19 protein-coding genes are annotated in these 20,161 nt (G+C 68.7%); 13 read left to right on the top strand and 6 right to left on the bottom strand.

The genetic code is table 11. The features are described from left to right. Positions 1 to 3 precede the first annotated feature (3 nt). Positions 4 to 1,992, bottom strand: coding sequence for a CocE/NonD family hydrolase (locus HH212_RS01480; protein WP_169433772.1), 1,989 nt, complete (start codon positions 1,990 to 1,992; stop codon positions 4 to 6). A 233-nt stretch (positions 1,993 to 2,225) separates the two neighbouring features. On the opposite strand from HH212_RS01480, the gene HH212_RS01475 reads away from it, so the two are divergent. The 8 genes from HH212_RS01475 (at position 2,226) to bufB (ending at position 9,067) form a co-directional block, all read left to right on the top strand. Next, positions 2,226 to 2,411 carry a hypothetical protein gene (locus HH212_RS01475; RefSeq protein ID WP_169433771.1) on the top strand — a complete coding sequence of 62 codons (186 nt, stop codon included), beginning with the start codon at positions 2,226 to 2,228 and terminating at the stop codon, positions 2,409 to 2,411. Positions 2,412 to 2,413: 2 nt separating this feature from the next. Continuing rightward, entirely contained in the window at positions 2,414 to 2,935 is a 522-nt protein-coding gene (locus HH212_RS01470; RefSeq protein ID WP_229217512.1) for a hypothetical protein, read from the top strand. Positions 2,936 to 2,975: 40 nt separating this feature from the next. Then, complete coding sequence (locus tag HH212_RS01465) at positions 2,976 to 4,844, top strand: AAA family ATPase (RefSeq protein ID WP_169433770.1); 1,869 nt, start codon at positions 2,976 to 2,978, stop codon at positions 4,842 to 4,844. A gap of 1 nt (position 4,845) precedes the next feature. Next, positions 4,846 to 5,730, top strand: coding sequence for a general secretion pathway protein GspB (locus HH212_RS01460; protein WP_169433769.1), 885 nt, complete (start codon positions 4,846 to 4,848; stop codon positions 5,728 to 5,730). Continuing rightward, positions 5,717 to 6,289, top strand: a complete 573-nt coding sequence (mobB, locus tag HH212_RS01455; RefSeq protein WP_229217511.1) for a molybdopterin-guanine dinucleotide biosynthesis protein B — start codon at positions 5,717 to 5,719, stop codon at positions 6,287 to 6,289. The genes HH212_RS01460 and mobB overlap by 14 nt, the downstream gene beginning before the upstream one ends. Before the next feature lie 141 nt (positions 6,290 to 6,430). Beyond that, complete coding sequence (locus tag HH212_RS01450; RefSeq protein ID WP_169433768.1) at positions 6,431 to 6,631, top strand: YjfB family protein; 201 nt, start codon at positions 6,431 to 6,433, stop codon at positions 6,629 to 6,631. 261 nt (positions 6,632 to 6,892) lie between these two features. Continuing rightward, the gene (locus HH212_RS01445; protein ID WP_169433767.1) at positions 6,893 to 7,183 is read left to right on the top strand and encodes a BufA1 family periplasmic bufferin-type metallophore; all 291 of its coding nucleotides are present in this window, start codon (positions 6,893 to 6,895) and stop codon (positions 7,181 to 7,183) included. After that, positions 7,184 to 9,067 carry an MNIO family bufferin maturase gene (gene bufB, locus HH212_RS01440; protein WP_169433766.1) on the top strand — a complete coding sequence of 628 codons (1,884 nt, stop codon included), beginning with the start codon at positions 7,184 to 7,186 and terminating at the stop codon, positions 9,065 to 9,067. Positions 9,068 to 9,098: 31 nt separating this feature from the next. Here the strand turns inward: bufB and HH212_RS01435 are convergent, their stop codons facing one another. From HH212_RS01435 to fumC, 3 genes are all read right to left on the bottom strand, one after another. Beyond that, positions 9,099 to 9,389 (bottom strand): DUF883 family protein, encoded by a 291-nt coding sequence (locus HH212_RS01435; RefSeq protein ID WP_169433765.1) that lies wholly within the window; start codon positions 9,387 to 9,389, stop codon positions 9,099 to 9,101. Positions 9,390 to 9,542: 153 nt separating this feature from the next. After that, positions 9,543 to 9,743: an RNA-binding S4 domain-containing protein gene (locus HH212_RS01430; RefSeq protein ID WP_229217510.1), complete on the bottom strand. Its 201-nt coding sequence runs from the start codon at positions 9,741 to 9,743 to the stop codon at positions 9,543 to 9,545. A 185-nt stretch (positions 9,744 to 9,928) separates the two neighbouring features. After that, positions 9,929 to 11,323, bottom strand: a complete 1,395-nt coding sequence (fumC, locus tag HH212_RS01425) for a class II fumarate hydratase (RefSeq protein WP_169433763.1) — start codon at positions 11,321 to 11,323, stop codon at positions 9,929 to 9,931. A gap of 109 nt (positions 11,324 to 11,432) precedes the next feature. On the opposite strand from fumC, the gene HH212_RS01420 reads away from it, so the two are divergent. Further along, positions 11,433 to 13,010, top strand: a complete 1,578-nt coding sequence (locus tag HH212_RS01420; RefSeq protein ID WP_169433762.1) for a type IV pilus assembly protein FimV — start codon at positions 11,433 to 11,435, stop codon at positions 13,008 to 13,010. A 492-nt stretch (positions 13,011 to 13,502) separates the two neighbouring features. On the opposite strand, the gene HH212_RS01415 is transcribed toward HH212_RS01420, so the two are convergent. Then, the gene (locus HH212_RS01415; RefSeq protein WP_502572566.1) at positions 13,503 to 13,763 is read right to left on the bottom strand and encodes a flagellar protein FliT; all 261 of its coding nucleotides are present in this window, start codon (positions 13,761 to 13,763) and stop codon (positions 13,503 to 13,505) included. A 310-nt stretch (positions 13,764 to 14,073) separates the two neighbouring features. On the opposite strand from HH212_RS01415, the gene HH212_RS01410 reads away from it, so the two are divergent. The 4 genes from HH212_RS01410 (at position 14,074) to HH212_RS01395 (ending at position 17,611) form a co-directional block, all read left to right on the top strand. After that, positions 14,074 to 16,185, top strand: coding sequence for a M13 family metallopeptidase (locus tag HH212_RS01410; protein ID WP_169433760.1), 2,112 nt, complete (start codon positions 14,074 to 14,076; stop codon positions 16,183 to 16,185). A gap of 66 nt (positions 16,186 to 16,251) precedes the next feature. After that, the gene (locus tag HH212_RS01405; protein ID WP_169433759.1) at positions 16,252 to 16,872 is read left to right on the top strand and encodes a class I SAM-dependent methyltransferase; all 621 of its coding nucleotides are present in this window, start codon (positions 16,252 to 16,254) and stop codon (positions 16,870 to 16,872) included. Positions 16,873 to 16,995: 123 nt separating this feature from the next. After that, on the top strand, positions 16,996 to 17,175 hold the full coding sequence (locus HH212_RS01400) for a CsbD family protein (RefSeq protein WP_169433758.1): 180 nt from the start codon (positions 16,996 to 16,998) through the stop codon (positions 17,173 to 17,175). Between the two features lie 241 nt (positions 17,176 to 17,416). Next, positions 17,417 to 17,611, top strand: coding sequence for a CsbD family protein (locus HH212_RS01395; protein WP_169433757.1), 195 nt, complete (start codon positions 17,417 to 17,419; stop codon positions 17,609 to 17,611). A gap of 166 nt (positions 17,612 to 17,777) precedes the next feature. On the opposite strand, the gene HH212_RS01390 is transcribed toward HH212_RS01395, so the two are convergent. Further along, positions 17,778 to 19,997 (bottom strand): S9 family peptidase, encoded by a 2,220-nt coding sequence (locus HH212_RS01390; protein ID WP_169433756.1) that lies wholly within the window; start codon positions 19,995 to 19,997, stop codon positions 17,778 to 17,780. Positions 19,998 to 20,161 lie beyond the last annotated feature (164 nt).

Below are 20,161 nucleotides of genomic sequence, written 5' to 3'. Positions count from 1 at the left end.
GGCTCAGCGCGCCGCGGTCGCGTTGCTGGCCGCCGGCGTGCCCGTCGCCTCCACCACCGGCAGCTCGACGAAGCTGCTGTGGTACACGCGCTGGGTCGCCTTGCGATAGTCGCCCGGCTGGGCGAAGAAGATGTTGGGCACGAAGGTCTGCGGATTGCGGTCGTACAGCGGGAACCAGCTCGACTGCACCTGCACCATGATGCGGTGGCCCGGCAGGAACACGTGGTTGGCGGTCGGCAGGCCGAAGCGGTAGGGCAGCGGCTTGTTCGGCGCCAGCGGCTTCGCTTGCCCGAAACCTTCGCGATAGCGCCCGCGGAAGATGTCGCCGGCCACCATCAGCTGGTAGCCGCCCATGGCCGGCTGGCTGGCCACCTGGTCCGGATAGACGTCGATCAGTTTCACCACCCAGTCGGCGTCGGTGCCGCTGGTCGAGGCCACCAGGTTGGCCACCGGTTCGCCGGCGATGCGCACCGGCGCGCTCAGGACATCCGAGACGAAGGTGGCGACGTCGGTGCGGCCGGACGCTTCGCGCTGGTCGTCGACCAGCCAGCGCGGCCACGACTGGCCCTTGGCCTCGTCGTAGCCGTACACGGGAATCGGGCGCTGGCGGAACGGCACCGGTTTTGCCGGGTCGGACACGTATTCGTCGTAGCCGCGGCCGGCGGCGCCGCCCAGCTGCGCCTTGCCGCCCTCGGCCAGGCGCAGCGCCACCGAATGGATGGCCGTGCCGGCGCCGGCGCCCGGCCAGGCAGGCAGGTCGCGCCAGCGGTTGCTGCCGGTCTCGAACGCGGTGACGGCGGGGATGGCCGGCGCCGAAGTGTCGTCCTTCAGGTAGCGCGCCAGGAAGGGCTTGAGGACTTGCTGGCGCCAGTGCAGGGCGGTGTCGCCATTGAACTTCAGCGCGCCCAGCGTGCTGCCGTCGCCGATGGCGCCGCCGTGCGACCATGGGCCGATCGACAGGAACACCTTGTTGCCGGTGTCGTGCGGCTTGATCGCCTTGTACACCGCGATCGGGCCGTAGATGTCCTCGGCGTCCCACAGGCTGTGTACCAGCAGCGTCGGCACCGTCACCGGCTGCTGCGCCAGGATCTTGTCCATCGCCTGCTGCTGCCAGAAGGCGTCGTAGGCCGGATGCGCCACCAGCTTGCGCCAGAAACCGCTCTGTTCGAGGCCGCGCCGCCGTCCCAGCTCGCCGGCGGAACCGGCGCGCAGGTACATGTCGTAGTCGTCGTAGTTGGAGATGGCCCACTTGGCGCTGTTGGCGCGCGTGACCACCTGCTCCAGGATGTAGGACATGTTGATCTGGCGGAAGGCGCCGTTGTGGAACCAGTCGTCGCCCATCCAGCCGTCGACCATCGGGTTCATCGGAATCGCCGCCTTCAGCGCCGGGTGCGGGTTCACCAGCGCCATCAGGGGCAGGAAGCCGTCGTAGGAGATGCCGATGATGCCGACCCGGCCGTTCGATTCGGGGATGTTCCTGGTGAGCCACTCGATGGTGTCCCAGGTGTCGGTCGAGTGGTCGACCGGGGTCGGGTTCAGCGGCCCGCTCAGCGGCCGGTTCATCACGTAGTCGCCTTCCGAGCCGTACTTGCCGCGCACGTCCTGCACCACGCGGATGTAGCCGCCCTCGACGATCACGTCGGCGGCGTTGTCGTAGCCGGTCAGGATGGTTTCCAGGTCCGAGCTGTCGGCGTGGTTGACCATGCCGGCGGCGTCGTAGGGCGTGCGCGTGAGCAGGATCGGCGCATTCCTGGCGCCTTTGGGCACGACGATGACGGTGTTCAGGCGGGTACCGTCGCGCATCGGGATCATCACCGAGCGCTTGACGTAGTTGAAGTCGCCGGTGGCGGCGACGTAGTCGGCCGGCGTCTCGGAGGGCAGGGCGGGATACTGGGGAGGCGGGGCGGCCGGCGCTGCCGGTACGGTGGCCTGGGCGTGGGCGGCGCCGGCCACGAACAGCGAAGCCAGGAGGGCGGCGAGCGGTGACTTCATGAACGTCCTTGTGATCGTGCTGGGGATTGGGCGGGTGTCTGGTACATTAGCATAAGGATCAGCCGGCTTGCATGGCGGCTGCGTCGCGCGTGCCGGGGCGGGCCATGTGCGCGCGTCGTTGTTGATGTTGTCGCGACGCAACTTGAGCCGTGTCCGTGCCGTTTCGCTGGGATGCTTGTGGCTGCGCAAGACGCCGGCTGTCATAATGCCTGGTTCGACCAAGGAGGGGTATCGTGATTCGTTATATGGGCACACGCAAGAACGGGCAGGGTGCCGACGTCTATGTGTTCGTCGTGAACGGCTTGGAAAAGGAAGTGCGCGAGCACGCGCTCAAACAGCATCCGGGCTGCTACGACGCCTTGCCGGCCTCGGTCAAGGCGAAGATCGCCGCCAATCGCACCTGGCTGTCCAGGTTGTGATAGTGCGCGCCGCGGCGCCGCGGCTGGCGGCCTTCTTGCTGCCGGCGCTGCTGTGGGTGTCGATACTGGCCGGCGCACCCGGCGCCGTGCTAGCCCAGAAACAGGACAAGCAGCCGTCCACCTTCTCGTCCGTGATCGGCAGCGCGCTGCTGTGCCGCAGCCAGTTGGGCAACGCCTACTTCCACGACTACTTCAAGACGTTCTTCGGTCCGGCCTACAAGCATGAAGGCGGGGCCTACTGGTTCCGTACCGGCGAGGCCACGCTGTGGGGCGTGCCGGTGAGCGAGGTGCTGGTCGGCGACGACAGCAGCGAACGCATGTTCGTGGCGGCGGTGGCGGAGGTGCCGCCGGACCAGCTGGAACAAGCGATCGCCACCGCGACCGGTGTGCGCCATCTGGCGGCGGACGCGTCCAACTATCCCTTGCGGGTATCCAACCCCGGCAGCACGATCGCCTACTACAATACCAAAAGCAAAATATACTGCGCGAAGTTCAAACCCCTGGCGCCCGGCCGCAACCCCTGAGACCATCCCGCGGGGCGGCGGCGTCATTCACGTAGCGAGCATGTACACCACTTATTTCAACCTGCGCCAGGCGCCGTTCTCGATCGCGCCCGATCCGCGCTACCTGTTCATGAGCGAACGGCACCGCGAAGCGCTGGCGCACCTGCTTTATGGAATCGGCAGCGGCGGCGGCTTCGTCCTGCTCACCGGCGAGATCGGCGCCGGCAAGACCACGGTGTGCCGTTGCTTCATCGAGCAGGTGCCGCAGGACTGCCGGCTGGCGTACATCTTCAACCCCAAGCTGACGGTCGAGGAACTGCTGCTGACGATCTGCGACGAGTTCCGCATCGTACTGCCGACAGCGCCGCGCGCCGCCGGCGTCAAGGACTACATCGACGCCATCAACGCGCACCTGCTGGCCAGCCACGCGCGCGGCGACAACAACGTGCTGGTGATCGACGAGGCGCAGAACCTGTCGGCGCCGGTGCTGGAGCAGCTGCGCCTCTTGACCAACCTGGAAACCAGCGAGCGCAAGCTGCTGCAGATCATCCTGATCGGCCAGCCCGAGCTGCGCGCCATGCTGGCCCGGCCCGAACTGGAGCAGCTGGCCCAGCGCGTGATCGCGCGCTACCACCTGGGGCCGCTGTCGGCGCCGGAGACCGGCGCCTACGTGGCGCACCGGCTGGCGGTGGCGGGGGCGCAGTCGGCATCGCCGATCCCGGCGGCGCTGGCGCCGCTGATCCACCGCCTGACCGGCGGCGTGCCGCGCCGCATCAACCTGCTGTGCGACCGCGCGCTGCTGGGCGCCTACGTCGAGAACAGCCGCGAGGTGACGCCGAAGATCCTGCGGCGCGCCGCCAGGGAAGTGTTCGCCGACGACGCGGCGCCCCGGCATGCGGCCGGCAACGCCGCGGAAGCCGCGACCGCGGCCGCGGGCCGGGCGCGCTACCTCGCGGCGCCGCGCTGGACGCTGGTGGCCGGCGGCGTGCTGGCCGGGATCGCCATCGGCGCCGCCGCCTGGCAGGCGCTGCCGCACGGCGCGTCGCAAGGCAGGCGGATGGCGGCCGACGGCCGCGCCACGGTTGCGGGCAGCCGGGCGGTGGACGGCACGGCGGCCGCAGCCGGCAAGGCGGATAATCCGGTTGGCGCCGCGCGCGATGCGAAAGGCGCGGCCGTGCCCGGCGGGGGCGGCGTGCAGGCAACTGCCATGCCGGCCGCCGGCACCTTCGCCGCGGCCGCCAAGCCGTCCGCCGGCGCTGCTGCAAGCGGCGCCGCGGCAGCCGCGCAGGGCGCTGCCGGCGCAGCGGCTTCGGCGGCCGGCCCGCTGGCGCTGGCGACCCGCGACGCCGCGCTGCGCGAGCTGGGCGGCCTGTGGGGCCAGCCCTTGCCGGCCGCGGCACCGTGCGAGGGCGCGCCGCGCCTGGGGTTGCGCTGCTACCAGGGCCGCGGCGGCCTCTACGAACTGCGCCTGCTGGACCGGCCGGCCATCGTCGCCCTGCACGACGGCGCCAAGGTCGGCTACGCGGTGCTGGCGGCGATGGATGGCGAGACCGCGACCCTGGCCGTCGGCGGGCGGCGCCAGACGGTAACGCTGGGCGCGCTGGCGGCGCGCTTCGACGGCGAGTTCACCACGCTGTGGAAAGCGCCGCGCAGTTTCCGCGACGAGGTCGGGCCGGGCGACAGCGGGCCCGACGTCGACTGGATTGCGGCGCGGCTGGCGCAGATCAACCGCCGCGACGCCGCACCGGCGCCGGCGCAGCCGATGGACGAGCCGACGCGGCGCCTGCTGCGCGCCTTCCAGGCCGGCCAGAACCTGAAGGCGGACGGCGTCGCCGGTCCGCGCACCTACATGCGCCTGAACCAGTTGAGCGGGGTCGAGGAACCGCGCCTGCTGGCCGGCGCCGCCGCCGTCACCGGCAAGGGAACCTGACATGTCCTATATCCTCGAAGCGCTGAAAAAGGCGCAGGCCGAACGCCAGCTGGGCCATACGCCGACCATCCACGCGCCGCAGCCGGCGCCGGCCGCGCCGCAGCCCGGCGCCGGCCGCAAGCCGCTGCTGCTGGGCCTGGGGGCGGGCGCGCTGGTGGTGATCGTCGCCGGCGCCGCGCTGCTGTGGCGCCAGGCCGGGCCGGTGGCGCAGCCGGCCGCCGTAGCGGGAGCGCCGGCGCCGGCCGTGGCGACGGCGCCGCAGCCGGCGCCATTCACCGTGGCAACGGCGCCATCGCTGCCGGGCACGTCCCGTGCGCCGGCTGGCGGCGCGAACGTGGCCGCGCAGACGCTGGAGGTCAGCGCGCCGCCGGCGCCGCCGGGCACGCCCGCCCCGTTCGCAACGGCGCGTCCGGAGGGGCACGCTGCCGCACCCGCTGCCGGCCACGCACCGGCGCTGGCTGCAGCGCCGGCCGCTTCACCGGTCCAGCCCCCGTCCGCCGCTGCCGCCAGAAATGGCCGCAGCGCCAATGCGCCGGGCGCGGACAGTGCCGCGCCACGTGCGAACACGGCGGCGTCGGCCGCGAATGCGCCTGCATCCGGCGCCAACGCTGCCGCCGCGCCGGTCCGCCCGGCCGCGCCGGCATCCGCGGCCGACGACAGCCTGCCGTTCCTGCAGCAATTGCCGGACACGCTGCAGCGCGAGGTGCCGAAGGTCGCCTTCGGCGGCTACATGTATTCCGCCAATCCGGCCGACCGCCTGCTGCTGGTCGACAAGGCCCTGCGCCACGAAGGCGAGGAGGTCGCGCCCGGACTGGTGCTGGAAAAGCTGCTGCCCAGGGCGGCGGTGATGAATTATCGGGGAGTGCGTTATCGTGTCGCGTATTGAAAACGGTCCGGGCCGGGTGTTCGGTGTGATCGGCTGGTCCGGCAGCGGCAAGACCACGCTGCTCGAGTTCCTGGTGGGGCGGCTGGCCGAACGCGGCCTGCGCGTCAACGTGGTCAAGCACAGCCACCACGACATCATGCTGGAGCCGCCGCACAAGGACAGCGCGCGCATGCGCAGCGCCGGCGCGGCCGAGGTGATGATCGCCTCGCCGTACCGGGTCGCCATCATGCGCGAACTGCGCGGCGCCGAAGAACCTTCGCTGGCCGAGCACCTGGCGCGCCTGGGTCCGGCCGACCTGACGCTGGTGGAAGGCTACAAGTGGGAACCGCTGCCCAAGCTGGAAGTCTACCGCGCCGAAAACGGCAAGCCCGGCAAGCCGTCCAGGCCGGCCCGGCCGCCGGTGTATCCGGACGATCCGCATATCGTGGCGGTGGCCTCGACCCTGGCGGCGCCCGCGGGCCTGGCGCCGCACCTCGCCTGGCTCGACTTGGACGATCCGGAGTCGGTGCTGGCATGGCTGGTGGGCTATCTCGACCTGGCGCCGGCCCCGGCCGGCTGAGTGCTGGCGGCGCGGTCGATCCCTGCGCCGGAAGGATATTCGCGTCCCGGCCTCAAGTCGGCGCCGGCGCGGCCGATAACGAGTTGACCGGGGCGGGGCGGAACTGTTCCGGCGCGCGCCCGGCGCCACCAGGAGAACAGAATGGACGTGATGGGTATCGCCAAGCTTTCCACCAGCATCGCCGAAACCGGATTGCGCCAGGACGTCGGCATCGCCATGCTCAAGCGCGCGCAGGACATCCAGGCCAGCACCGCCACCCAGTTGCTGGCATCGGTGCAGAGCAATGCGCCCGCGCAGAACCTGCCGGCGCACCTCGGCAACACGATCAATACCACCGCCTGAGCTCGCCACGGTTGTTCGAGGCGCCCTGAAGTCGGCAAAACGGTCAGCCAAACGGTCAGCCGGACGCGTCAACAGGTTCGCCTGCCGGCGCGTCATCCCCCCACGTATCCGGCATGCCGGGCCAGGCTGCACTATAATCCCGCTCCAGTGGCCACCATTGCTGTGCAGCGTGGGCGCCGCCGGCAGTCCACGACGCTTGCCGCAGCCTGCAACGCAGCCGCCCCGGCCGGCGTACGCATCCCATTGTCATACGGAGTCATCATGAACAAACGTCAAGCCCTGGTCGCCGCCGCATTGGCCGGCGTGTGCGCCGCCAATGCATCCGCGAGCGGCCAGATGGACATGCAGCAGCAGGGCGGCCAGGAAAAGTGCTTCGGCACCGCCAAGGCCGGCCAGAACGATTGCGGCACCGCCGTGCACGGCTGCGCCGGCCAGGCCGGCGTCGACAACGATCCGGCCGAATGGAAGTTCGTTGCCAAGGGCACCTGCGAAAAGGCCGGCGGCAAGCTGGCGCCGCCGCAGCCGGGCAAGCAGGGCAAGCAGGACAAGTAAATGGCGCATGCCGGCGCTGCCGCTGGCGGCATCGAATGTCCGCTCGGCGTGGGCGTCGGCCTGCGCACAGCGCACTACCGCACCTTCCTCGACGCCGCCGCCGCCGGGCAGCCGCCCGCGGTCGGCTGGATCGAAGTCCACACCGAGAACTACCTGGCGCGCTCCGGCCGCGACTGGCACGTGCTGCGCACGCTGCGGCGCGACTATCCGGTGAGCCTGCACGGCGTCGGCCTCGGCCTGGGCTCGGCGCACGGCTTTTCCGAAGACCACCTGGCGCGCGTGGGCGAGCTGGTGCGCGCCATCCAGCCGACGCTGGTGTCCGAGCACCTGAGCTGGGGCGCACTGCGCGAACGCCAGTTGAACGACCTGCTGCCGCTCCAGCTCGACCGCGCCGCGCTCGACCTGGTGGCCGGGCGCATCGCCCGCGTGCAGGATGCGCTGGGCCGCACCATCCTGGTCGAAAACGTCTCGGCCTACCTGCGCTTCCGCGGCGACGCCATGAGCGAAGCCGAATTCCTGGCCGAACTGGCGCGCCGCACCGGCTGCGGCATCCTGCTGGACGTGAACAACCTGTACGTCAACCAGCACAACCATGGCGAGGATGCGCTGGCGGCCCTGGACACGCTGGCGGCGCTGGTCCCCGGCGCCATCGGCGAGATCCACCTGGGCGGGCACCTGGCGACGGACGACGGCCTGGTCGACCATCACGGCGACCGCGTGGCGGCGCCGGTATGGGGCTTGTACCGGGAAGCGCTGGCGCGCTTCGGTCGGGTGCCGGCGCTGGTCGAGTGGGACACCGACGTGCCGGCGCTGGACGTGCTGCTGGAAGAGGCGGACACGGCGCGCCGCATCGCCGACGCGGTGGCGGACGAGGCCGCTCGCCGGCCGGTGGATGACACCGCAGCGCCGGCCGGCGCCGGCACGAGCCGGTCCGGCGCCTGCACGAGCCGGTCCGGCGCCGGCGCGGACCAGCCCAGCGCCGGCGCGGCGCAATCCGGCGCGAGCACGATACGCACCGGCACCGGCACCGGCACCGGCATGGGCCGACCTGGCGCCGCCACGGTGCAGGCCGCCGCTGCGCCATCCGCTGCGCCGGACCCGGCCGCGCTGCAACAGGCGTTCGGCGCAGCGCTCCTCGACAGCGCGCAGGACGCCGTTCTGGCGCCCTGGCTGAAAGGCGATGCGAACCTGCAGCGCCGTCTCGGCATCTACCGCGGCAACCTCAACGCCAACTGGCGGCGCGCGCTGTCGTGCGCGTATCCGGTGCTGCGCCAGCTGGTCGGCGACGCCTTCTTCGATGCGCTGGCACCGCTGGCGGGGCGGGCGCAGCCGTCGCTGGACCCGGACCTGAACCGCTTCGGCGCCGGCCTCGGCGATTTCCTCGACACCTTTGCGCCGGCCGCAAGCCTGCCCTACCTGCCCGACATGGCGCGCCTCGAATGGCTGGTGCACGAGAGTTTCCATGCGCCCGATGCGCCCGGCAAGGAAAGCGCGCCGGACGCCGCCGCCGTGCTCGCCGGCCTGGACCCGCAAGGCTTCGAGGACAGCCGCGCCATCCTGCATCCATCGCTGCGCCTGCACGCCTCCGACTGGGCCACCGCGCCGCTGTGGCTGGCGCACCAGCCGGACGGTCCCGGCTTTCCGCAGGCGATGCGCGCGCCCAGCCGGGCGCTGGTCATGCGTGCGCGCTTCCAGGTCGAGGTGACGCCCGTGCCGGCAGCCGCCTACGCGGCGCTGCAGCAGCTGGAAGCGGGGAACAGCTTCGGCGCGGCGCTGGACGCCGCCTTCGCGCTGGACGAGGAATTCGACGTGGGCGGCCACCTGGGCGACTGGCTCGGACGCGGCGTGCTGCAAACCGTCCTGGCCGGCGCCTTGCGGGCCTGATGCGGACGCGGCGCCCGCGGGCGCCGCGCGATCAGTGGTAGCGGAAGGCGCGCAGGATGCGCTCTTCGCCGGTGCGGTCGCAGTGCAGGGCGCTGGCCGCGTGCGTGGCTTCCATCATGCGGTTCAACTCTTCTTCCTCGAAGCGCGCCAGTTCCTCGTTGGCCGCGCTGAGCGCCACGGCCAGCTTGGCGCGCGCGCTCTGGTACACGACGCCGGTGTAATGATCGGTGTTCTTGAGCAGTTCCTCCGCGTTTGCGATGACGAGACGCAGGTCGCCGATGAGGCGCTGCTGCGTCGGGGAGCTCGATTCTGGGGTTTCCATCTTTCTCACCTTTGGCCAAATGTTACGTATTCAATATAGAGAAGGAGGGTTGCCCAAGTTTGTCAGTGCGCAAACACGACCCGTACGGCCGGGAGCGCCTAACGGGACGATCCCGGCGGGTGCGCCTGGCGCTCCCTGCATCAGGTTGCAGTGCTAGCGCACGTCGATCCGCACATCGCCCAGGGTCACCACCTGGCCGGTACGGATCTTGGCGGTCTTGCGCAACTCCTTCTTGCCGTCCACTGACACCGCTCCGCTGGCCACCACGTGCTTGCCGGCGCCGCCGCTGTCGACCAGGCCGACGAGCTTGAGCAATTGATTGAGTTCTACGAACTCCGATGTCAGTTCAAACATTGTTGTTGTCATTTTAACCTCGAAAAAAGATGGGTGGCGTACTGTTGGGTTTGCATTGCATGGCCGCATGGAATGCTCCAAACAAATTGCCCGCCGGGCTAGCGCAAGGCTGGCGGGCGGGCAGGCGGCGACGGGACATGCAAGCGGCGCAAGGCGGCCTCATGCCGCCACTGCATCGAACCTTCTCAAGCCGGGTCCGGGCGGGTCATCTCGATCGGCACGATCCACTGGTCGAACTGTTGCTCGTCCAGGAAGCCCGACTGCAGCGCCGCTTGGCGCAGCGTCGTTCCCTCGTGCTGGGCCGTCTTGGCGATCTGCGCGGCGCGATCATACCCGATATGCGGGGCCAGCGCGGTCACCAGCATCAGCGACTGTTCCATCAATTCGCCGATGCGCTTGCGGTTCGGCTCGATGCCTTGCGCGCAGTGCTGGTCGAACGAACGCATGCCGTCGGCCAGCATGCGCGCGCTCTGCAGGAAATTGTGGACGATCATCGGCTTGAACACGTTCAGTTCGAAGTTGCCCTGCGAGCCGCCGACGGTGATGGCGACGTCGTTGCCGAACACCTGGCAGCACAGCATGGTCATGGCTTCGCACTGGGTCGGATTGACCTTGCCCGGCATGATCGAGCTGCCCGGCTCGTTCTCGGGGATGGTGATCTCGCCCAGGCCGGAGCGCGGGCCGGAAGCCATCCAGCGCACGTCGTTGGCCAGCTTCATCAGCGCCGTGGCCAGGGTCTTGAAGGCGCCGTGCGCCTGCACCATGGCGTCGTGGCCGGCCAGTGCCATGAACTTGTTCGGGGCGCTCTTGAACTGCAGGCCGGTGCGCGAGCCGATCTCGGCCGCGATGCGGTTGGCGAATTCCGGATGCGCGTTCAGGCCGGTGCCGACCGCGGTGCCGCCGGCGGCCAGCTGCAGCAGGCCGGGCAGGGTACCCTTGATGGCGTGTTCGGCGAATTCGAGCTGGGCCACGTAGCCGGAAAATTCCTGGCCGAGCGTCAGCGGGGTGGCGTCCTGCAAATGGGTGCGGCCGATCTTGACGATGTCGGCGAACTCGCGCGACTTGATTTCCAGTGTGCCGCGTAGCCTGGCCAGCGCCGGCAGCACGTCCTTGGCGACGGCGACGGCGGCGGCGACGTGCATCGCAGTCGGAAACATGTCGTTCGAGGACTGTCCCATGTTCACATGATCGTTCGGGTGCAGCAGGCGGCCCTCGCCGCGCTCGCCGCCCAGCAGTTCGGAGGCGCGGTTGGCCAGCACCTCGTTCATGTTCATATTGCTCTGTGTCCCGGAGCCGGTCTGCCACACCGACAGCGGGAACTCGGCCGGATGGCGGCCGTCCAGCACCTCGTCGGCGGCCTTGATGATGGCATCGGCCTTGTCTTGCGGGAGCTTGCCCAGCGAGCGGTTGACGGCGGCCGCGGCGCGCTTGACCTGGGCCAGCGCGGCGACCAGTTCCGGCGCCATCTTTTCGCTCGAAATGTGGAAGTGGTGCAGCGAGCGCTGGGTCTGCGCTCCCCACAACTGGCCTGCCGGAACTTCGATCGGGCCGAAACTGTCCTTCTCAATCCTGTTTTCCATGTGGCTTCCTGTCGGATGGTTTATCTGGGTACGCTAAAGAGTGTACCGCAATGGCCGTTAACGAAGCTCAGGCTTCGTGACGAGGCCCCGGCCTTGACTTCGACCACCTATGCTCCACCGCTCCCGCCGTCCATCCCGCCTCGCCATCGCCCTCTGCCTCGCCGGCGCCGTCGGCGCCGCGCATCTACCCGCCCATGCGGCCGAACTCGGCGATGCACGCGTCCTGTCGCACATCGGCCAGCAGCTGGTCGCCGACATCGACCTGTCCATGATCGAGGACCCGGGCACGGCGGTGACGGTGCGCCTGGCCAGCCCGGAAGTCTACGGCGGCGCCGGCATCGCCATGCCGCCGGTATTGTCCAGCCTGAACCTGTCGGTGATGCGGCGCGACGGCCGCCAGGTCCTGCACGTGACCTCGCTGCGCCCGGTCGACGCCGATCACCTGCACCTGTACCTGGAGCTGGGTGACAAGGGCCAGCGCACGGTGCGCCTGGCAACGCTGTGGCTGACGCCGGACCCGCATCCGGCGCCGGCCGCCGCGCCAGTTTCTGCGCCGGCCGTGGTCGTGCCGGCGCCGCCGCTTGCGCCATCGCCGGCGCCGGCATCCGCCGCCGTGCCGTCCCGTGCAGCGGCGCCGGTGCGGATGGCGCCGCCGGCGATCGCGGCGCCGCTTCCCGCAGCGGCGCCGGCATCGGGTGCGCCCGCCGCCGTGGCGCCGGCGACGCCGGCGCCGGTTCCCGCGCTTGCCGCCGCCCGCCGCGGGCCGAAGGCGCTGCCGCCGGAAGGCATCGCGCCGCCGCCGCGCATGCACCGCATCGTGCCGCCCATCGTGGCCGGCAAGCCGCTCGCGGCGCTGCACGCCGGACATGAGGCGCCGTCGTGTGCGCGCGCAGCGGACGAGGCGCAACTCTGCACCGCGCTGGGCGCGAAGAATGCTGCCTTGCGAGAGCAGCTGGGCAAGCTGGAAGACAAGGTCAAGGGGCTGCAGGCGGCGCTGGGCGTGACGCCGGGCGCCGCTGCGGCAGCGGCGCCGGCCGTGGAGGCGGCAGGCGGCAAGGCGCCGGCCGGCGCGGCGGCCGGCGCGGCGCCGGCTGTGCCGCCAAAAACCGCAGCGGCGCCGGCAGGGCGAAACGCCGCGGCGGATGTCGCGGCGAATATTGCCGGCGCCGCCCGCGAAGGCGCAGCGCACACGCCCCAGCCGGATGCCTCGGTAAGCGTGTCGCCGCCGGCCGCCGCCAAGGCCGCCGCCGACGCGCACCCCGACGCGCACCCCGCAACGGAGCAGGGCGCGGACGCCAAACCGGCAGGCGATGCCAAGACCGCGCCGCTCCCGCCGCCGGCCAGGCCGGCCGCGCCCAAGCCGATCAGTTCGATCAAGACATTGGTGCCGCACAAGCCCAAGCGGCCGCTGCAGGAGGAGGGTGCGCCATGGGGCTGGATCGCCGCCGGCGCGACGCTGCTGGCTGCCGGCGCCGCCGTCCTGGCATGGCGCCGCCTTGCGCGCTCGCGCAGGGCCGCCGGTGCGGCGGGTGCACCGGGCACGGCGGGCGCAGCGACTACGGCAGCGCCGGGCGCGCCCGGTCTGCTCGACAAGTTAAAGGCGCGCTTCGCCAGGCCATCCAGCCAGGCGGCGCAGCCTGCGGCGGCGTCCGGCAACCCTGCAAGGGCCGAACCGACGCCCGAATAGGCGCGCACGAACTTGTCTACACAAATTGCATGCTTGAGTTATACTGGTTCGCATGTGATCTTGCAGGTCACGAAAAACGGCTCAGGATCCGGCGCAGCCACCACTGATAGCGTGGCGCGGGAACCGGATGGACGCTGACGAAGCGCCTGTCACCGGAAGCGGTCCGCACACCGACAATGCGTGTGGGGACGCCGGATGCAACCGGCAAGAGGCGACGCCAGGGGATGCCTGGTGTTCGCTCTCCCCCCATTCTGGCGGATGCAGTATGTCATCCGCCAATGAAAAACCCGCGCAGACGTGTGTCGCGCGGGTTTTTTTCATTGAACGTCCGGAGTGTCCGGCACGCCTGCCGGAAAGTGTGGCGTCCCGATGTGGCATCTGGGCCGGCCGCGTGACGCTGCGAGGCCGGCTGGCGAGACTTTGGGAAACGGGAAAGAATCGGCGCCGTGCTGGCCGCCGTATCGGCTACTGCGCCGGCGGCGCGGGAAGCGGTCAGTGCGCCGCGCTCAGGGCGCGGTCGAGCTGGCCCATCCACGGTTCGGTGACGTCGCGCACGGCGCGGTCGTTGGCCATCATCTGCTTGAGCAAATCGATCTTGCGCTTGCGCTGTTCGCCTTCGAGGGCCGGCACGCCGGCCTTGGCGGCGCTCGCCTGCAGCACGCATTGGGTTTCCAGCCGGGCCAGTCCGTTCCAGTCGCCCTCGCGCGCGGCGATCGCCATGCGGCCGGTCAGGGCTGCCATATTTTCGTACATTGCGAGGACTTCGTTGGACGTCATGAGTGCACCAAGAGCTGAAAATCCGGCCGGATTGCCGGTTGTCTGATCCGGTAACGGTAGGCGTTCCGGAAACTTTAGGGTCTCCAAAGAAATTTTTTGAATTTTTTTCGACAAGGAGCCGGTGCCAGGAAGGATGCCGACTGGCCGGCGTCAAAGCCGTGCCGCCACGGCAGAACCCGGACGCTGCCGCAACGGTCGAACCCGCATGCGCACATGTATCGATTGGCAAAGAACGGCGGGCCGCCATTACAATATTGAACATCTTTCCTGATACCGAATCGAGACCATGAAGACCAGCCGGACACCCATCAAGACCGCCATCGTCCTCGCCCTGTGCGGCGCCGTCGCCGCCGGCCAGGCCGCGGCCCAGTCGAACGCACCCGCCAGGCCGGCCGCCGGCGCCACGGCGGCTGCGCCGCAGGCGGGAAGCGCGCCGTCGGGTGTGTCCCAGCCGGGTGCGTCTACCGCGAATGTCGCCCTGCGCCCCGGCGACGATTTCTTCGCCTGGACCAACGGCGCCTGGCTGGCAAAGACCGAGATCCCGGCCGACCGCAGCCGCTGGGGCGCGATGGATAACCTAGCCGAGGAAAACAACCAGCGCATCGTCAAGCTGATCGAGGACCAGGCCGGCAACAAGAGCGCGAGCGCCGAGGCGCGCAAGGTGTCCGACTATTTCAGCGCCTACATGAACGAATCCGCGATCGAGGCCAGGGGCGCCGCACCGCTCAAGCCGCTGCTGGCGAAGATCGCCGCCATCAAGGACAAGGCGGCGCTCACGCGCGCGCTGGGCGAGACCCTGCGCGCCGACGTCGACCCGCTGAACAATACCGACTTCGCCACCGAGAACGTGTTCGGCCTGTGGGTGGCGCAGGGACTGCACGACCCGGCGCGCAACATGCCCTACCTGCTGCAGGGCGGCCTGGGCATGCCCGACCGCGCCTACTACCTGGACGCCGCCGAGCGCATGGCCGGGCTGCGCACCAAGTACCAGCAGCACATCGCCGTCATGCTGAAGCTGGCCGGCTATCCGGATGCCGAGGCGCGCGCCGCCAAGGTGTTCGCGCTGGAAGTCGACATCGCCAGCGGCCACGCCACCCGCGCCGACTCGGCCGACGTGCAAAAGGCCGACAATACCTGGACGCGCAGGGACTTCGCCGCCAACGCGCCGGGCCTGGACTGGGCCGCCTTCTTCAAGGCGGCGCGCCTGGACAGGCAGGACAAGTTCATCGTCTGGCATCCGTCGGCCATGCAAGGCACGGCAGCGCTGGTCGAGCGCATCGACCTGGCCACCTGGAAGGATTACCTGGCCTTCCATCGCATCAACCAGATGGCGAACGTGCTGCCCAAGGCTTTCGTCGACCAGCGGTTCGCCTTCTACGGCAAGGACCTGAGCGGTACGCCGCAGCAGTCGGTGCGCTGGAAGCGCGCGCTCGGCGCCACCAACGAGGCAATGGACGAGGCCGTCGGCAAGCTGTACGTCGCCAAATATTTCCCGGCCGAGAACAAGGCGCGCCTGCAGCAGATGGTGGCCAACATCGTCGATGCCTTCGGCAAGCGCGTGGACAAGCTCGACTGGATGGCGCCGGCCACGCGCGCCCAGGCCAAGGAAAAGCTGAAGGTGCTGTACGTCGGCGTCGGCTACCCCGATAAATGGAAATCGTATGCCGGCCTGAAGGTCGTGCCGGACGATGCCTTCGGCAATGCCCTGCGCGCCGACCAGTTCCATTACGAGCAGCGCATCGCCGAACTGGGGCGCAAGCCGGACCGCACCGAATGGGCGATGCCGCCGCAGCTGGTCAACGCCGTCAATTTGCCACTGCAAAACGCCTTGAACTTCCCGGCCGCGATCCTGCAGCCGCCATTCTTCGACCCGAAGGCGGCGGACGCGGTCAACTACGGCTCGATCGGCGCCATCATCGGCCACGAGATCAGCCACAGCTTCGACGACCAGGGCGCCCAGTTCGATGCGCAAGGCCGGCTGCGCGACTGGTGGACCAAGGAAGACCTGGCGCATTTCCAGGAAGCCTCAAGCAAGCTGGTGGCCCAGTACAACGGCTACAAGCCGTTCCCGGACCTGGCCGTCAACGGCCAGCAGACGCTGTCGGAAAACCTGGCCGACCTGGCCGGGCTGGCCGCCGCCTACGATGCCTACCGCGCCGCGGCCGGCAAGAACGCCGGCGAGGAGATGGACCGCCAGTTCTTTACCGGTTACGCGCAGAGCTGGCGCACCAAGGCGCGCGAGGCGGCCGAACGGCGCGGCATCGCCACCGACGGCCACGCGCCGCCGCAGTACCGCACCGCCACCGTGCGCAACATCGATGCCTGGTACAAGGCCTTCGACGTGCAGCCGGGCCAGGCGCTGTACCTGCCGCCGGAGCAGCGCGTGCGCGTGTGGTGACGGCGCCTGCGGGATAAGCCTGCGAGGTAATAGAATGGCGGTCCATCTACCACGGCATGGACGGCCATGAACGACGACCTGCACGACATCACGCGGCGCACCCTGCATCACTACGACCGGGTAGCGCCGCAGTTCTTTGCCGGTACCGTCGACCACGACGTCAGCCAGAACATCGCGGCCTTGCTGGCGGCGATCGAGGCGCCGGCACCGTGGGCCATCCTGGATCTGGGTTGCGGCCCCGGCCGCGACCTCAAGGCCTTCAAGGAAATGGGCCACGAAGCGGTCGGACTGGATGGCAGCGCCGAGTTCGTCGCCATGGCGCGCACGTATAGCGGCTGCGACGTCTGGCAACAGGATTTCCTCGACCTGGACCTGCCGCCGGCGCGCTTCGACGGCATCTATGCCAATGCCTCGCTGTTCCACGTGCCGCGCAGCGCATTGCCGCGGGTGTTGCGCGCGTTGCGCGCCACCCTCAAGCCGGGCGGCGTGCTGTTCAGCTCCAACCCGCGCGGCAACAACGAAGAAGGCTGGAACGGGCCGCGCTACGGCAGTTTCCACGATTACCCGGCCTGGGAAGCCTACCTGGTCGCGGCCGGTTTCCTGCCCCTGCATCATTACTACCGGCCGCCAGGCTTGCCGCGCGAACGGCAACCCTGGTTGGCGAGCGTCTGGCGCAAGCCGGTTTGACCAATATCTTGTCAAAGCTGCTATGTTAAGCCGCGAACAGAATGGCGCGCGCAATCGGCCTACAGTGGACCCATGCCGCTTCACCAACGAAGCGACGCCACATAGCCAACAGGAGGATTTATCATGAACGAAGACCAGATCAAAGGCAAAGCCAAAGACATCGGCGGCAAGATTCAGGAAGAATTCGGCAAGGCCGTGGGCAGCACCGAACAGCAAGCCAAGGGCCTGGCCAACCAGACCGAAGGCAAGGTCCAGGAAAAAGCCGGCGACCTGAAGGATGCAGCCGACAAGGCCACCCGCTGATCGCATGTTCAGCCACGAGAAACAGCCGCCGCGTGCGGCTGTTTTTTTTCCTGTCGCGTCATCTGCAGGCGGCCTCGGCGGGCGCCATGCACGGCGCTCGAAGCGGGAGAAGGGGCAGGCGAACCCGGATATTGATGAGCTATGTGCGAGCGCGCACGGAAGCCGTGCTAGGGAACGCCTAAGATGAAATCAAACATGGCCACGACGGCACATGTATGAAACAACTGCAAAGGAGATCACCATGAATTCGGACCAAATCAACGGCAAACTGAAAGATATCGGCGGCAAGATCCAGGAAGAAGCCGGCAAGCTGGTCGGCAGCACCGAGCAGCAAGCCAAGGGCCTGGCAAACCAGGTCGAAGGCAAGACCCAGGAAAAGCTGGGCGATGCCAAGGAAAAGCTGAACGACAAGCTGGACGACGCCAACCGTATCTGATCGGTTGCGCCACGTCCGGGCCACGCCCGGAGGTACGCGGCGATGCCTCCGGGCTTGTCCTGGAGTAGCATCCAACAAAATGAAAACAGCCGCCGGCTTTCATGCCGGCGGCTGTTTTTTTATGGTGCCGGCGCGCAGCCGGCGCCGGCACGGTGGCATCGCTGTCTTACTTCGGCGCGGTCCCGCCCAGGTTCTTCTTGAAGAAGGCCTCGATCATGCCGTACACGTGGCGCTGGCCGGCGCGCGACGAAATCCCGTGCTTGGCGCCCGGGTAGGTCATCAGCTCGAACTGGACGTTGCGGTTGACCAGCGCGTCGATCAGGCGCGTGGTGTTGGTGAACAGCACGTTGTCGTCGGCCATGCCGTGCACCAGCAGCAGCGGCGATTTCAAGCCGTCCAGGTGCGAGAACACGCCGCTCTGTTCGTACGCCGCCGGGTTCGCCTTCGGCGTGGCGCCGATGAACTGCTCGGTGTAGTGGGTGTCGTACAGCGACCAGTCGGTTACCGGCGCCACCGATACGCCCATGGCGATCTTGTCGGACGCCGCCGCCAGCAGGCGCAGCGTCATGAAGCCGCCATAGCTCCAGCCGAACACGCCGACGCGCTTCGGATCGACGTAGCCTTGCTTCGCCAGCCAGTCGACGCCGGTCAATTGGTCTTCGACTTCATGCTTGCCCAGTTCGCCGTAGATGACGTCGGTGAAGGCGCGCTCGCGCCGCGACGAGCCGCGGTTGTCCAGCGTGAACACCACGAAACCCTGCTGCGCCATGTATTGGTTGAAATAATTGCCCCACTGGCGCGTCACGCGCTGCGAATGCGGGCCGCCATAGGTGAACAGGAACACCGGATAGCGTTTGGCCGGATCGAAATTGGCCGGCTTGATCATCGAGTAGTACAGCGCCTGGCCATCGTGCGCCTTGATGCTGCCGTATTCGGTCGGCAGGTGGTCCGGCAGGTATTTGGCGTACGGGTGGCTGGCGTTCAACTCGTTATGCTCGAGCCATTCGACCATCGTGCCGTCGGCACGGTGGATCGACACTTGCGGCGGCGTCTTCGGATCGGAATAGGTGTCGACGAAGATCTTGCCGTTGCGCGCGAACACATCCTCGTGCCAGCCATCGTTCCTGGTGATGCGCAGCGGTTTCGACGCGTTGCTGCCGTCCAGGTTCAGCACGTAGGCCTGCTTGTCGATCACCGCATCCTTGTTGGACGCTATGTAGACCTTGCCGGCGGCTTCGTCGACCGCCAGCACATTGTCGACGCCCCATTCGCCGCTGGAGATCGGGTGCAGCAGCTTGCCGTTCAGGTCGTACAGGTACAGGTGGTTGCGGCCGCTGCGCTCGGATGCCCAGATGAAGGCGTTGCGCTTCTGCAGGAACCGCAAGTCGTCGTTGATCGCGACCCAGGTCTTCGACGTTTCGGTGAGCAGCGGGCGCTGGGCCAGCGTGGCCGCATCCACCGCCACCAGGTCCAGGCGCTTCTGGTCGCGCGACTGGCGCTGGTAGACCAGGGTCTTGGCATCGGCGCTCCAGTCGGCGCGCACCAGGTAGATATCCTTCTCGCTGCCCAGGTCGACCTTCCTTTGCGCGCCGGTCGACGGGTTCACGATCATCAGGTCGATCGCCACGTTCGGGTCGCCCGCGGCCGGATAGCGCTGGTCGATGACCTCGGTGCGGTCGGCAAAGATCTCGAAGCGGCGCGCCACCGGCACCTGCGCTTCGTCGAAATGGCGGTAGGCGATGGCGGAGTCGTCCGGCGCCCAATAGTAGCCGGTACGCTGGTCCATCTCTTCCTGGGCCACGAACTCGGCTTCGCCGTTGTGGATGGTGCCCTTGCCATCCGTGGTCAGCTGGCGTTCCTGGCCGGTGGTGAGGTCGATCACGAACAGGTTCTGGTCGCGCACGAAGGAGACGTAGCGGCCCTTGGGCGAGATCTTCGGATCGCCGACGTTGCCCGAGGCGACCTTGCGCGCGCCGTCCGGCTTGTCGGCATCGACCAGGTACAGGTCGCCCGCGATCGGCACCAGCAATTGCTTGCCGTTCGGCGACCAGCTGTAGCTCAGGATGCCCGACAGGCTGGCCGTGCGCGCGCGTTCGCGGCGCGCCTTTTCTTCCAGCGACAGGGTTTCGTTGGGCACCAGCTGCTTGGAGTCGACCAGGCGGTGCGTGGTCTTGTCCTTCATGTTGTATTCCCACAGGTCCAGCTGGAACTGGTTGTCGGCGCGGCCGCGCAGGAAGGTCACGCGTTCGCCGTCGGGCGACACGCGCAGGGCGCGCACGCCAGGACCGGACAACGCCGGGTCGGCGTGGATTCGGTCCAGCGTCAGGCGTTCCGCGGATGCGGGAACGGCCGACAGGGCGGCGAGGAGCAGCAGAAGAGGGCGCATTGGGTGGTCTCTGGATAAAGATGAGTTATGTGCAACGGGCGAGACGATACCAGAGTCGGGGGTGAAACGCTGTAAATATGGGGGCTGCGGATGGAAAACCTGAGCGAAGAAAACGTCGTCCCCGCGAAGGCGGGGACCCATGCCGAAGCAACGAAGTTGGATGG

Origin of the sequence: Massilia forsythiae, from assembly GCF_012849555.1 — a bacterium.
Lineage (GTDB): Bacteria > Pseudomonadota > Gammaproteobacteria > Burkholderiales > Burkholderiaceae_D > Telluria > Telluria forsythiae.
Note: the sequence above shows the minus strand (reverse complement) of the source record. Positions and strands in the feature narration are given on the sequence as shown.

What these genes read in the sequence shown, in the direction of transcription:
- HH212_RS01480 (WP_169433772.1), bottom strand. Translation starts at nt 1,992, where the DNA reads ATGAAGTCACCGCTCGCCGCCCTCCTGGCTTCGCTGTTCGTGGCCGGC.
- HH212_RS01465 (WP_169433770.1), top strand. Translation starts at nt 2,976, where the DNA reads ATGTACACCACTTATTTCAACCTGCGCCAGGCGCCGTTCTCGATCGCG.
- HH212_RS01460 (WP_169433769.1), top strand. Translation starts at nt 4,846, where the DNA reads ATGTCCTATATCCTCGAAGCGCTGAAAAAGGCGCAGGCCGAACGCCAG.
- HH212_RS01450 (WP_169433768.1), top strand. Translation starts at nt 6,431, where the DNA reads ATGGACGTGATGGGTATCGCCAAGCTTTCCACCAGCATCGCCGAAACC.
- HH212_RS01445 (WP_169433767.1), top strand. Translation starts at nt 6,893, where the DNA reads ATGAACAAACGTCAAGCCCTGGTCGCCGCCGCATTGGCCGGCGTGTGC.
- bufB (WP_169433766.1), top strand. Translation starts at nt 7,184, where the DNA reads ATGGCGCATGCCGGCGCTGCCGCTGGCGGCATCGAATGTCCGCTCGGC.
- HH212_RS01435 (WP_169433765.1), bottom strand. Translation starts at nt 9,389, where the DNA reads ATGGAAACCCCAGAATCGAGCTCCCCGACGCAGCAGCGCCTCATCGGC.
- HH212_RS01430 (WP_229217510.1), bottom strand. Translation starts at nt 9,743, where the DNA reads ATGTTTGAACTGACATCGGAGTTCGTAGAACTCAATCAATTGCTCAAG.
- fumC (WP_169433763.1), bottom strand. Translation starts at nt 11,323, where the DNA reads ATGGAAAACAGGATTGAGAAGGACAGTTTCGGCCCGATCGAAGTTCCG.
- HH212_RS01420 (WP_169433762.1), top strand. Translation starts at nt 11,433, where the DNA reads ATGCTCCACCGCTCCCGCCGTCCATCCCGCCTCGCCATCGCCCTCTGC.
- HH212_RS01415 (WP_502572566.1), bottom strand. Translation starts at nt 13,763, where the DNA reads ATGTACGAAAATATGGCAGCCCTGACCGGCCGCATGGCGATCGCCGCG.
- HH212_RS01410 (WP_169433760.1), top strand. Translation starts at nt 14,074, where the DNA reads ATGAAGACCAGCCGGACACCCATCAAGACCGCCATCGTCCTCGCCCTG.
- HH212_RS01405 (WP_169433759.1), top strand. Translation starts at nt 16,252, where the DNA reads ATGAACGACGACCTGCACGACATCACGCGGCGCACCCTGCATCACTAC.
- HH212_RS01400 (WP_169433758.1), top strand. Translation starts at nt 16,996, where the DNA reads ATGAACGAAGACCAGATCAAAGGCAAAGCCAAAGACATCGGCGGCAAG.
- HH212_RS01395 (WP_169433757.1), top strand. Translation starts at nt 17,417, where the DNA reads ATGAATTCGGACCAAATCAACGGCAAACTGAAAGATATCGGCGGCAAG.
- HH212_RS01390 (WP_169433756.1), bottom strand. Translation starts at nt 19,997, where the DNA reads ATGCGCCCTCTTCTGCTGCTCCTCGCCGCCCTGTCGGCCGTTCCCGCA.